The 13,084-nt window shown below is 48.4% G+C and carries 11 protein-coding genes and 1 riboswitch; of the genes, 7 read left to right on the plus strand and 4 right to left on the minus strand.

The features are described 5' to 3' along the window. Positions 1-114: 114 nt before the first annotated feature. The 3 genes from L2713_RS18680 (at position 115) to L2713_RS18690 (ending at position 2,615) form a co-directional block, all read left to right on the plus strand. Positions 115-408 (plus strand): YciI family protein, encoded by a 294-nt coding sequence (locus L2713_RS18680; protein ID WP_086903480.1) that lies wholly within the window; start codon positions 115-117, stop codon positions 406-408. A 134-nt stretch (positions 409-542) separates the two neighbouring features. Continuing rightward, complete coding sequence (locus L2713_RS18685; RefSeq protein WP_248968921.1) at positions 543-1,421, plus strand: alpha/beta fold hydrolase; 879 nt, start codon at positions 543-545, stop codon at positions 1,419-1,421. A gap of 186 nt (positions 1,422-1,607) precedes the next feature. Beyond that, entirely contained in the window at positions 1,608-2,615 is a 1,008-nt protein-coding gene (locus tag L2713_RS18690; RefSeq protein WP_248968922.1) for a class I SAM-dependent rRNA methyltransferase, read from the plus strand. Between the two features lie 68 nt (positions 2,616-2,683). On the opposite strand, the gene L2713_RS18695 is transcribed toward L2713_RS18690, so the two are convergent. The 3 genes from L2713_RS18695 to L2713_RS18705 all read right to left on the minus strand — a co-directional run bounded on the left by L2713_RS18695 (position 2,684) and on the right by L2713_RS18705 (position 6,451). Continuing rightward, entirely contained in the window at positions 2,684-3,133 is a 450-nt protein-coding gene (locus tag L2713_RS18695; RefSeq protein ID WP_248968923.1) for a carboxymuconolactone decarboxylase family protein, read from the minus strand. Between the two features lie 36 nt (positions 3,134-3,169). Next, complete coding sequence (locus L2713_RS18700) at positions 3,170-4,054, minus strand: helix-turn-helix domain-containing protein (protein WP_248968924.1); 885 nt, start codon at positions 4,052-4,054, stop codon at positions 3,170-3,172. 285 nt (positions 4,055-4,339) lie between these two features. Next, a complete protein-coding gene (locus tag L2713_RS18705; protein ID WP_248968925.1) occupies positions 4,340-6,451 on the minus strand; it encodes a glycoside hydrolase family 97 protein in 2,112 nt (703 codons plus the stop codon). Positions 6,452-6,714: 263 nt separating this feature from the next. Between L2713_RS18705 and L2713_RS18710 the strand changes: the two genes are divergently transcribed. Beyond that, positions 6,715-7,557, plus strand: coding sequence for a tRNA (adenine(22)-N(1))-methyltransferase (locus L2713_RS18710; RefSeq protein WP_248968926.1), 843 nt, complete (start codon positions 6,715-6,717; stop codon positions 7,555-7,557). A gap of 114 nt (positions 7,558-7,671) precedes the next feature. Next, on the plus strand, positions 7,672-8,202 hold the full coding sequence (locus L2713_RS18715) for an NUDIX hydrolase (RefSeq protein WP_086903475.1): 531 nt from the start codon (positions 7,672-7,674) through the stop codon (positions 8,200-8,202). A gap of 90 nt (positions 8,203-8,292) precedes the next feature. On the opposite strand, the gene trhA is transcribed toward L2713_RS18715, so the two are convergent. Then, positions 8,293-8,976: a PAQR family membrane homeostasis protein TrhA gene (trhA, locus tag L2713_RS18720; protein WP_248968927.1), complete on the minus strand. Its 684-nt coding sequence runs from the start codon at positions 8,974-8,976 to the stop codon at positions 8,293-8,295. A gap of 276 nt (positions 8,977-9,252) precedes the next feature. Between trhA and L2713_RS18725 the strand changes: the two genes are divergently transcribed. Both L2713_RS18725 and thiC read left to right on the plus strand, forming a co-directional pair. Next, positions 9,253-10,434, plus strand: a complete 1,182-nt coding sequence (locus tag L2713_RS18725; RefSeq protein ID WP_248968928.1) for a prolipoprotein diacylglyceryl transferase — start codon at positions 9,253-9,255, stop codon at positions 10,432-10,434. A gap of 175 nt (positions 10,435-10,609) precedes the next feature. Further along, a riboswitch (TPP riboswitch) is annotated at positions 10,610-10,708 on the plus strand. A 158-nt stretch (positions 10,709-10,866) separates the two neighbouring features. Next, complete coding sequence (thiC, locus tag L2713_RS18730; protein ID WP_248968929.1) at positions 10,867-13,083, plus strand: phosphomethylpyrimidine synthase ThiC; 2,217 nt, start codon at positions 10,867-10,869, stop codon at positions 13,081-13,083. Position 13,084 lies beyond the last annotated feature (1 nt).

Raw genomic sequence — 13,084 nt, forward strand, 5'->3', positions numbered from 1 at the left:
GCATCACTATGTCGCCAGACTTTACTGACTATTGGCGACTTGCCGCCATTGACGTGTGTGGCAAGAGCAATCGAGTATTCATTCTGGCTTGTTATTACGCCTTTAAGGAACGCTATGTTTGTTATTACCTTAACCTACAAAAAACCGCTGGCCGATGTGGAACTTCATTTGGCGGCCCATATTGCCTATCTCGATGAATATTATGCCAAGGGTACCTTTATCGCCTCTGGCCGTAAGGTACCCCGCACGGGCGGAGTGATCCTTGCCAAAGCGGATAATCGCGCCGAGCTTGAAGCCATTGTCAAACTCGACCCCTTCTATATCGAAGAGGTGGCCGAATTTGAGGTGGTGGAGTTTGTCCCCACTCGAGCCGCTGCTGGTTTAGAGCCGTTGATTGAAGTGATTTAATGGCCTTTAAGTCAGTCATAGAGGCTGATATCGGCAGGCTAGATTTCGTCGCTTTAGCGAGAGGTGCCAAATGCTGAGATTTGGTAATTTCATCCCGCTTAACTAGCACAGCGGGACGCAATAAGTAGGATTTGATGGATAAAATTGGCAATGAATTACAACAGGCAAAGGTTTTTAAGACCTTTTCTGACTCTGGCGAAGGTGCGCATTTTTACCATGCGAATGGGTTTCCATTGGGTGTTTATGCGCCCTTATTAGCAAAGTTGCAGCAAGCATTCAGCCTGAGTGCACTCGAGTTAAGACCGACATGGCCCGATGTTGGTTTGCCGCCTAAGCGCCGAGATTGGCAGCTATATGCCGATGATTTGATCTCGCATATTGAACAACATTGCAGTGAGCCAATTGTGGGAATAGGCCATTCGATGGGAGCAACCAGTACTATTCTTGCCGCCAGCAAAAGACCCGATTTGTTTAAGGCATTGGTCCTTATTGAACCCGCAATGGTATCGCGCTCTATCGCTTGGTTTGCCAAACTGATGCCTAAATCACTAATGAATTTTACTGCGCCCGCAAAAAACACCTTAAAGAAGCGCGATATGTGGGAAAGCCGTGAGCATTTTCTTGAATATTGCAAAATGAGTAAGCTATACAAACGCTTTGATGATGAGGCGTTTGCCGCCTTAGCCCAATTCGGGGTTTATCAAAACACTGATGGACAGTTCACGTTGAAGTTTCCTAAACAGTGGGAAGCGCATAATTACACTCAACCGCCGAATGTATTATCGATATTGCAACAGCTAAAGCTTCCCTGCGTCGCCATCCGAGGGAAACCGTCAGTTTTCTTTTCTGAAGCGACTTGGCAGCGCTGGCAACAGCTAGCGCCAGACACAGTGTTTTTAGAAGATCAGCGATATGGACATCTGCTGCCATTAGAAGATCCCTCTGCCTGCTTAAGCCTTATCCAAAGTGGACTCGCTGAATTGCATCGAAACGGAAGGTATAAATTAGTCTGAGCATGCATTTAACGGTAACGACTAAAGCTAAAAGGCGGGTTAACAATCGCGGCGAGCCAAGATGCTAAAGGCTATTTTTTGCACAGGCAGGGTGAATTTATCCGATATTCTGCGGCCTAGTTTGGTATTATGCCGTTTTGCCCTCGAAACCTTACGCAGGTTTCCGCTGTATGAGTCCCACTTTTTATGTCTATTCAAACGCTGTTATCGACGGCTCTGGCCAAGCGCCATGATTTTTTACTGCAAGCAGAACAAGACCATACCGATTGTTTTCGGGTATTCCATGGCACAGTCGAAGGTGTCAGTGGCTTGAATGTCGATCGCTACGGCGATAATTGGTTAGTGCAGAGTTTTCACCAAACCTTAACCGCTGCGGAATTAGCTGAAATTGTGGAAGTGCTCACCCAAGAAGTGGCTCTGCCTGTGGTGTATAACGATCGCTCCGCTGGTCATTCCCGCGTGCTCAATGCATTAAGCCCTGAGCTGGATGATATTGCCTGTGCGGAGTTGGTGATGCAGGAAAATGGGATCAAATTCACCACTAAGCTGCGCCACGAAGGACAGGATCCGCTGCTATTTCTTGATATGCGTATTGGTCGTGAATATGTGCGGGCACACAGCCAAGATAAAACCGTGCTGAATTTGTTTTCTTATACCTGTGGTATTGGAACCGCAGCTGCGATGGGCGGTGCAGAACGGGTTGTGAATGTTGACTTTTCCTCCTTTGCACTCGCCGCTGGGCGAACCAATGCCGAGTTAAACCAAGTGTCAGAGGTATGTGAATTTGTGCAGAGCGATGCGTTTCCGGCCCTGCGCCAATTAGCAGGTTTAAATGTGGGCGGACGTCGCAATCAAAAATTGCCGAGTTACCCTAAATTGCCGCAAACCCAGTTTGATCTGGTGTTCCTCGATCCTCCTCGTTATGCCAAAAGTGCCTTCGGAATTGTCGATTTAGTTAATGATTACCAAGGGTTATTTAAACCCGCCTTATTATCAACTAGGGCCGGTGGCACAATCGTGTGTTGCAATAATGTCGCCAAAGTAGACCGACAAGATTGGTTTGACAGCCTAGTACGCTGCGTTGAAAAACAAGGCCGAGGTGTGACTGAGCACACTTGGCTCGATCCCCATGAGGATTTCCCGTCATTCGATGATAATCATCCACTTAAAATTGTCGCGTTGACCTTAAACTAACGACACAGTGATATCAACAAGCAGGGCACCCGATTCGGTGCCCTGTTTATTTGTCGATTTATCTGCCACTAGATGGGTTGTAAATGGAAGGCGATCGCGATGCGGTTCCAACCATTAATGGCAATGATGAGGCTGGTGAGATCCACAATCTCCTTCTCAGAATAATGCTCGGCGAGCGCAGCATATTCACTGTCGTACACCGGCGATTGGGCGACGCGGGTTAAGGTTTCGGTCCAGCGCAGCGCCGCTTGCTCCCGTGGAGCAAAGAGATCATCGACTTCGTGCCAAGCGGCCAGTAAATCTAAACGTCGCTGGGTTTCACCGTCACTTCTGGCTTCCTCGGCGTGCATTCGCTGACAAAACGCGCAGCCATTGAGCTGCGATGCCCTAAGCTTAACTAAATGTACCAATAATGGTGAAAACGCCGAGTCAGCCGCCGCTTTATCTAGGCTAATGAGTGCTTTGGCGAGTTCGGGTTGGAGTTGGTAAATCTGTTGGCGTGCAATTCGTTCAGACATAAAGCCTCCTGTAAGTTGAGGCTTCAATCTAAGGGCTTAATCGGGCGTTTTATTGGAGATTTGCGACATCTTGCGTTTTTTATATTGCCCCGGTGTTTGCTGCATTACCCGCAAAAAATGCTGGTGTAGGTGGGCTTGATCGTAAAATCCACAATCGAAGGCCACCTGCGCTAGGCTAAGGGATGGCGATTGGCTCAATAAGTTGCGGGCGATTTTGACTCGATTCAGCTGCAATAATTGCGCGGGTGATAAACCCGTTTCCTGCTTAAATTTACGTTCAAATTGGCGCCGACTCATGGGGAGTTGCTCGTAAAACGTGTCTAAATTGGCTTGGGTGTGGATGAGTCGAGGCAAGGTTGCGGGGACTAGACTCATTCGCGTCGATAAGCTTAAGTCTAATTGCTTCGCTCGTTGCAATAGCCAGTGTTCCACGAGGGCGATACGCTCGCAGGGCTGTGGTGTGTCGACGAGTTGGTATAAGAGCGCCGTTAAACCCACGATGGGCCACTGGGTCACATCGATAACGTTTGCTGTCGTATTGGCGCGAATAGCGGCAAGCTCAACACCCAATAAATGGAATGCGCCACCGGGCTGAAAACGCACCGTAATTTGCTCGGTACCCGGTGCGAAGCTGTGATAATGACGCTGCTGCCCCGAGTAAAAATACGCTAAAGGCGTATCGCCAGTGCCGGGTGATGGTAAATAGAAATGCAGGCTTGTGCCGCCGTCAGGATAGAAGCATTGTTCGATTGGCTGTGGTAAATCCGCTGCGACATGCAAATGAAAATAACGCTGCACCCAAGGGCGCAGTGGGGCAATGGCTTGAAAATGATTAAAGCCTAAGTGGGCAAATTGGGTCTCGAAACGCTTAAAACTGCGCATTTCGAGTTCATTAGCCGTGTATCGCAAGGTCGTCACCATTAAGCATTGGGGGAGTTTAGCTTAAGCTAACTTAATGCAATTTGCATCCGTGTCGCGTGTGACTCAGTAGTGGAGGGCAATGGTACAGCTCACATGCAATCCGCCAACGGTTGTTAGGCGCTGTAACGCAAACTAAGTGACTAAAATAAAGGAACTTAAACAAAGTAGCTTAAACAAGTAACTTTAGTAAGTAACGAAGTGGCTCAATAATAAAAATAGTCACCAAGAAGGGCTTCTCGGTGACTATTGCTCGGGTTTTTTAAGCGTTCATGTTAGTGCTTGTCGTTACAGCGCTTTAAAACGGATCGCTGTGCCGCCACTGTTGGCTAGCTGTAATGTCAGGCTATCCTTGGCGCTAACCTCTTTGGTTTCAATTACATAATCATAGGGATTGGTTTTCCAATCGGCTTTTGCACCATCGCGATAAATCTGGGCTTGATAGCGTTTATTTGGGTCGAGGAAATCCAGTTTGACCTTAACCTGACGGGCATTTTCATCAGTCAGCGCGCCTAAGTACCAATCCTGTTGATCCTTGGCCTGACGGGCAAACACCACATAATCACCCACTTCGCCAGCCAGTGCGATACTTTGATACCAGTCTGTTGGTACATTGCGGATAAACTGGAAAGCATCTAGATGTTTTTGGTAATTGCGCGGCAAGTCGGCGGCCATTTGGATTGGGCTATAGAGCACCACATACAGGGCGAGCTGCTTCATCAAAGTGGTTTGCACACGGTTTTCGGTATCTAAACCCTTAGGCGCTAAGTCAAAAATCCCTGGGGTAAAGTCCATTGGCCCTGCCAGCATGCGGGTAAAGGGCAGCATGGCAGTGTGTTCTGGGTTATTTGGTGGGCTGCCCCAGGCATTGTATTCCTGTCCGCGTGCGCCTTCGCGGGCAAGCCAGTTCGGATAGGTGCGGCGAAGTCCGGTATCTTTAATTGGCTCATGGCTGTTGATGCTGATATGGTGCTTTGCGGCTTCGGTGACACTGTGCAGATATTCACCGACCATAAACTGTCCATCGTGCCATTCGTGACGGGTGATGCCATTTTCATCGATGCGTTTGATTTGTCCGCCGTCAGCCACATAACCGGTTTTGACTTGGGTCACGCCATGTTTTTCATACAGGGCGAAGGCATCATCCATTTGATTACGGTAATGGGTCACTGAGCCTGCGGTCTCATGGTGACCAATCAGGCGCACGCCTTTTTTCGCGCCGTAGGCGGTAATGGCGGGTAAATCGAAATCATCATAGGCCTTGGTAAAACTGAATTGGTCGCCATTATGGAACCAATCGCCATCCCAACCTTGGTTCCAGCCTTCGACCAAGACGCCATCAAACTGGTACTTGGCGGCGAAATCCATATAGCGCTCTGTTTCGCTGGTGGTTGCGCCGTGTGTTGGGCCCGAGCCCCAAGTGTTTTCATTGAGGTGCATCCCCCACCAAATGCCGACATATTTGCCCGGTTTAACCCAAGAGACATCCCCCAGTTTATTGGGTTCATTCAGGTTGAGTATAAGGTGAGAATTAAGCAGTCCCGTGGCCTTGTCGGCGATTTGAATCGTGCGCCATGGGGTATAAAAGCCCGCTTGGGTTTTAACCCGAATACCATCTGACCAAGGAGTAAGATCGGCCTTGAGCTTGCCATCACGCTGCTGATCTAGGGTCATCGAGGCAAAATCTACTAACGCCGCCTCGTGAATGCTTAAATGGGTGCCATCGACCAGTTTAAAGGTAAAAGGGGTGTGGGCTCGGTCGACCTGATTGAGCGCGCTGGTGCGATACAGATATTCGTAGCGGTTCCATCCCCGAGAAGGGATCCACCAAGCGGTGGCCTTATCACTTTGGCCAATATTAAATTCGGTGAGCTCATCGGTAATGGCAAGTGGCGTATTGGTCGGCAGTGCGTTTTGGGGCGCTAAGTGATAACGAAAGCCGATGCCATCGTCAAAGGCTTTAAACTCGAGGTTTAAGTCGATTTTACCGTCGGTTAATACCACGCTCAGTTGATTGTGTTGATCCTTTATCCACTCTTGTTCACCCCAAGGTTGCTGCCATTTTTCATCGGCGCTGGCGGTGTGGCTCGATTTAATGCGTAGACCTTGGCCTAATTCGCCCAATGAGGCAAAGACTAACCCTAAGCGGCTCGGTTCGATAATCGATTTGCCATGAAAATGGACTTGGTATTCGGGACGGCCCGTATCATCACTCAGACTCAAGACGATTTGCTTATCGGGGGAGCTCAGGTTGAGGGTCTGTGCTGTGGCACTGGTGCTGAGCAGGCTGCCAATGCTGAGTGCGAGCAAGCTAGGCGTGAATAGGCTGGCGGTCCAAGGGCGGCGATTTGGCGTTGGCGAGTTGATGTGGCGTGCGTGGGTAAGAGGATTGCTGAACATTCCCTGATCCTTGTTTTTATAGTGTATATGGGTCAATGCATACTAGTGGCGATGGCTTTTTGCTCGCAATGCTTTGCATACGTATTCACCATAGCGAGCGGGTTGGCGGCAGGCCGAACGCAAGGCGTAAAGAGATGGGTTTTAACTGCTGACTCGGGTAGAATGCGCGACTTTCTTGGCTTTCTTATTGTGCTTAAGGGGCTTAAGGGGCTTAAGACTTAAGCCGATATGGGCAGCGATATCAACGCGTTGGGGAGTGAGTGGTGAAAATCAGTCAGCGATTACAGCAGATCAATCGAATGGTGGGGCCTGGATACGATCATATCTGGGACTGCTGCTGCGATCATGGTTTACTCGGCATGTTGTTACTGCAAAGAAATGCCGCACCTAAGGTACATTTTGTCGATTGTGTCGCGCCCTTGATGCAGCAACTCAGCCATGAGTTAGCAAGGTTTTTCCCTATGCTGCCTATCTCAAACCCTCAAAATGCAACTGAGCAAACCGCAACTGAGCAAACCACCCATGCCCAAAGTGAATGGCAAGTGCATTGCCTCGATGTGGCGGCCTTGCCACTGGCGCAATACGGCAAGCAAGCCAAGCACTTAGTGATTATTGCGGGTGTCGGTGGTGAGTTATTGGTTGAATTGGTTCGCAGCATTGTGGCGAATCAGCAAAGTCAAAGTAATGCTCACAGTGGAAATGATTCGAGCAATCATGACCTTAGTCAAGGCGCCTGCCAGCTCGAATTTATTTTGTGTCCCGTGCATCATAATTACCATGTGCGCAGCGCGTTGGCGGAATTGGGCTTATCCCTTAAAGAGGAATATTTACTCGAAGAAAACCAACGTTTCTACGAGATACTGCATTTAACGCAGGCAAATGCTAGATCAAAGACGAATGCCAGCTCAAAAACAACTGAAGCTGTGCCCTTAAGTGCGACGGGCTCAATCATGTGGCAAGGGTTAGATGCAGATAAAACCCGTCAGGCCAAGCGTTATCTTGACCAAACCATCGGCCATTATCAGCGTATTCCTGAGCATCGCATGCCCAACAAACCCCAAATTGTGGCGGCCTATCAGCACATTTTGCAGCAACTGAATTGTTAACCTCATAGGCCAACATGCGCCCATTGAGCGCTACATCTTGGCGTTAAAACGGTTTTGCTCTGTAAATCCACCGAGTTGGTTTATGCTAATAGGCCATTAATCTTGAGTTTTATTATGCGTTTATTGAAGTCCACCCAAGCTGCCAATCTCAATCTTAAACAGGCGAAGATTTTTTATCGCCAAGCCGCCCGTGCCATAGTGTTGTCGGGGGAAGATATTTTGCTGCTCTATACCCAGAAATATCGCGATTATGGTTTGCCTGGCGGTGGGGTGGATAAGGGCGAGAGTATCGAAGTTGGACTTATCCGCGAATTGCAGGAAGAAACCGGCGCCATTGCCGCCAGAGTGTTAGCGCCCTTTGGCCGTTATGAGGAATATCGTTCCTGGTTTCGTGAGGGGGCAAACGTGATGCATATGGACTCTTACTGCTATCTTTGCGAAATCGATATGAGCCTTGGCGAACGCGGCTTGGGTGAGCCAAGACTCGAAGCCCATGAGATAAAAAATGGGATGCGCCCAGAGTGGATCAATATCCATCAGGCTATTGCCCATAATGAAGCGATCCTACGGACGTTTGCCAATAAAGGGCAATCCATCGACAGGGAAACCTTTCTGCTTAAACGAATCGTTGAAGAGTTGCTGTAGAAAGCCATGCTTGATGGTCAAATTGGCTCAACGCGCAGACATAAAAAAGCCATCCTAAGGATGGCTTGTGAGGAAAGGCAGTCTTAGCGGTTAGATCACGGTTAAATAAATACAAAAAAAATGGCTCATCGCGCCCGCCAATACAAATAAATGCCAAATCGCGTGATTGTACGGAATGCGTTTACCGACATAGAAGATCACCCCTAAGGTGTAAAACAACCCGCCCAATAGCAGAAGCTTAAATCCTAGCGGTGACATCGCCGCCGTCAAATCGCCCATCACAGTCACACACAGCCAACCCATCACTAAATAGAGCACTAGGCTCATTTTTTTAAAGCGATGAATAAACAAGGTCTTAAATAAAATCCCACCAATAGCCAAAGACCAAATCGCCGTGAGGATAATGGTGGAAAGCTGTCCTTGCAGGCTGATTAACATCAGCGGGGTATAGGTGCCTGCAATTAAGCAGTAAATGGCACAATGATCGGCAATCTTGAGTTTATGTTTCCAGCCCACATGCGTCACGCTGTGATACAGGGTAGAACTTAAAAACAACAGGATGAGGCTTGCACCATAAATAATAACACCTGTGAGCTGAATATTGGTGAGATGGTCGGCGCCTTTGAGGATCATAAACACTAAGCCTACTATACCCGCGATCACCCCTAGGCCATGGCTTATGCTATTGGCTATCTCTTCACTAAGGCTATACCCACTGATATTCAAGGGTTTTTCATGACTCATTTGCGGCTCTATCAAACTCTGGCTTGGCATGCTGTTGATCCACTCGATGGTGATAATGATTGAGTCTATCAGTTGGTAAATTGGAAAGCCATAATTAGCTTACACGTGTAAGCTAATTTATTTTAGGGTTAACATTATCAACTGAGACTTAGGCGAGCTCTTATCTAGTTGTACAACATTATGGTGCCTATTTACGACCGATTAATGTCAACGCCCTGGAACTTTGTGCGGTGCGCTTTCTCTAATCCCCCGTAGTAATCATGGATTTGTTAAGTACTTTGTCCATAAAGTACTAAGGGATGGATTTTGCCTGTTCGTTCGACTATTACCCCAGAAGATGATCTCAGTTTTGTTGCGCACCGCCGCGTGACAAACGACGAGATCGTAGCATTCTCCGCGATGCCATTTTGTGCTACGGCTTTTAGCGCCCATGCAGAGCCTTTGGGCAGTGCAATAAACCTCAATTTGAGTGAGGCTAACCAAAGAGAGAGCGATAGCGCATTCCAACCCAATTTAGGCTTAAGTTGGCGAGAGTGGTCGCATTATTTCAATCTTAAGTTATTGCTTTGGGTCATCTTGGGCCATGGTTTACTGCTGTTGTTGCTAATTTTTTTATGGCGAACCCAGTCGGAGCAGTTAGGGCTGTCGTTTACAACAACTTCAGCCAATGCACGAACTGCAACCAAAGCATTAAAGGCATATTTTATTTATGCGCCGCCAACGCAAACCGCTCCTGTGGATTCGGCTAAAGATTCTTCTGTGGAAGAGCCTGCGGTTTCTCGCGAGCCAATAACTTCAGCACCTAATACGGTAAAATCGATGCCAAAACCCACTGAGCAGATTACAAAACCTCCTGAAGTCAGCGCCCAATTATCAGAAGTAAAAGCATCAAAAGTAACAGAATCAAAAGCATCAGTACCAAGCACATCAGTGCCGAACACATCAGCGCCTAACGCCTCAACACCTAACGCTCCAACACAAAGCCAAACCCAGAAGAGTGCAAAAGAGGCTGTTAAACCTCAAAAGGCAGAAATCCAATCAAGCTCGACACAAGCGGCCAGTACAGAGCCGTCAGCGTCAAACGAGCAAAGCGGCGGCGGGGCGGCAGGGAGCGTGGGATTATTTACCCAGCGCTATTTTGAGCGCCAGCGTGAGCAAGCCTTGGATGATTTAGTGTTAGAGCAGGCAAATCATTACTCTAAACGGTCTAATTTGTCTGAAATGAGCCCTGAGATGGAGGTGTTGATTGTGCCCAATGCAGACGATTTTAGCGGCCCCAGCAGTTTGGATTTAGAACTGGATCCTAATCGAATTGTCCGTAAAGGGGATACCTGCTATCGGGTCGTCAAAGTGGGCACCCAAATTAATCCCTATGCCGAGAATTTAGGTTTCCCCTTTGATTGCAGTGGCAAGAAAATGAACCTAGAAATTGATGATGCCATTAAGGCGCATCTCGATAAAATGATGGTAAAGCGGCCAAAAGGTTAAAAAATAGTGATGATAAATTTTCACCAAAAATAGTAGAAATCATAGATTGTAAGATGGATTTGAATTAAAAATATTTAAATACAATGCATTATGAATTCTTTATTTTTGATTGTTAATTTAATTTTTATCCTAAAATTACGCTTGTTTGTTCGCTGCGCTTCTGCCTATACTTTTGCCCATCTTGTCGGAGTGCCTCTTGGCTGAGACCGTTTATTCGGGATCCGTTGAACCTGATCAGGTTAAAACCTGCGAAGGAAACAAGCATAATAACATCCATTAAATCGTATCAGCGGCCACCTTTTGCCCTGTATTAACCCATCGATTTAGTCGTTATTGAGTCCGTAAACCCGCTTAGGGTTTGCAAGGCTCAGCTTCAACACTCAAGTCTCCAGACAAGCAACCCCATTTTTATTTGTTAAAGTGAGATTGCTTATGTCCAGTTTAGAATCGTCCTCAGAATCGATTGCCGTTAATGCCCAAGGGCAAACGAGCCGCCGTGCGGCGCGCGCCCAAGCGCAAGCCTTTATCGATACCCTTAAACCATTACAGCATCCTAATTCGCAAAAGTTATATCTGCAGGGAAGCCGCGAGGATCTCCGTGTAGGGATGCGGCAAATTCTGCAAACCGATACGCGGATTGGCGGCACTGCGACTGCGCCCATAGTCGAGAAAAACCCTCCCATTCCTGTGTATGACTGCGCTGGTCCTTATTCCGATCCGGCTGCGCAAATTAACGTGCGTCAAGGTTTAGCCAAACTCAGATTACCTTGGATTATCGAGCGCCAAGATACCGAAGTGCTTGATTGTGCAACCTCAGATTTTACCCAGCAACGTCTGAAGGATGATGGGCTCGATCATCTGCGGTTCGAAGCCGGCTCAAGTGCGATTGTTCGTCCTCGCCGTGCCTTACCGGGTAAACGCGTGAGCCAATTACACTATGCCCGCCAAGGGATTATTACCCCTGAAATGGAGTATGTGGCGATTCGGGAAAATATGGCGCTCGCCGAGGTACAGGATGAAATCTTAAACCGCCGCGGCCAAGGTGAATCCTTTGGCGCCGTAATAGGTAAACCGATAACCCCTGAATTTGTCCGCGATGAAATTGCCCGTGGCCGCGCTATTATTCCGTTAAATATCAATCATCCAGAAGCCGAGCCTATGATTATTGGCCGTAACTTTTTAGTGAAAGTGAATGCCAATATCGGTAACTCGGCGGTCACGTCCTCCATCGAGGAGGAAGTCGAAAAGCTTGTCTGGTCAACCCGTTGGGGCGCGGACACTGTGATGGACTTGTCCACTGGGCGCTATATCCATGAAACCCGCGAATGGATCATCCGTAACTCGCCAGTGCCTATTGGCACAGTGCCGATTTATCAAGCATTGGAAAAAGTGAATGGGGTTGCTGAGCACCTGACCTGGGAAGTGTTTCGCGATACTTTAATTGAGCAAGCGGAGCAGGGCGTCGATTACTTTACCATTCACGCGGGCGTGTTATTGCGCTATGTACCCATGACCGCCAAACGGGTGACTGGGATTGTGTCCCGCGGCGGCTCGATTATGGCCAAATGGTGCTTGAGCCACCATCAAGAAAACTTCCTCTATACCCATTTTCGTGAGATTTGCGAGCTGTGCGTGGCCTACGATGTGTCGCTGTCATTAGGCGATGGTATGCGTCCAGGCTCGATTGCCGATGCCAATGATGAGGCGCAGTTTGCCGAGCTTGAGACCTTAGGCGAGTTGGTCAAAATCGCTTGGGAATACGATGTGCAGACCATTATCGAAGGGCCTGGGCACATCCCGATGCAGCTTATCAAAGAGAATATGGAAAAGCAGCTTATCCACTGCGCCGAGGCGCCGTTTTATACCCTAGGGCCGCAAATTACCGATATTGCACCGGGTTACGATCATTTCACCTCAGGGATAGGTGCGGCGATGATCGCATGGTATGGCTGCGCCATGCTCTGCTATGTGACGCCGAAAGAACACTTAGGTCTACCCAATAAGCAGGACGTCAAACAAGGGCTGATTGCCTACAAGATTGCCGCCCATGCGGCCGATATTGCAAAAGGCCACCCGGGCGCGCAGATCCGCGACAATGCATTATCCAAGGCGCGCTTTGAATTCCGTTGGGAAGACCAATATAACCTGGGACTTGACCCTGATACCGCCCGTGCCTATCACGATGAATCCCTGCCACAGGAATCAGCTAAGGTTGCGCATTTTTGCTCTATGTGTGGCCCTAAGTTCTGCTCAATGAAGATCACCCAAGATGTGCGCGACTATGCGGCAAGTTTAGCGGCGGGTACGTTGTCAGTGGCTTCGTCAAGCCAAAATGTTGAGAGCGCTGAAGCGCTTGCATCGATAAACCCTGCTCAACAAGGGCAATCTGGCAACGAAGCAATCCAGCAGATCAGAGTCAAAACTCAAGATGAATTAGCGGCGGCCATGGCGCAAAAATCGGCCGAGTTTGCGGCCTCGGGCGCCAAACTGTATCTACCACTGGGTGATGCTAATACAGCTAATACAGCCAATACAGCCAATACAGCCAATACAGCCAATACAGCCAATACAGCCAATACAGCCAAAGAATCGGCAAAGCAGCAGGATGGGACTGAGCTCAAACCAACAGCACAGGTTGCGGAGGTTTGAT

Origin of the sequence: Shewanella seohaensis (assembly GCF_023283775.1) — a bacterium.
GTDB lineage: Bacteria > Pseudomonadota > Gammaproteobacteria > Enterobacterales > Shewanellaceae > Shewanella > Shewanella seohaensis.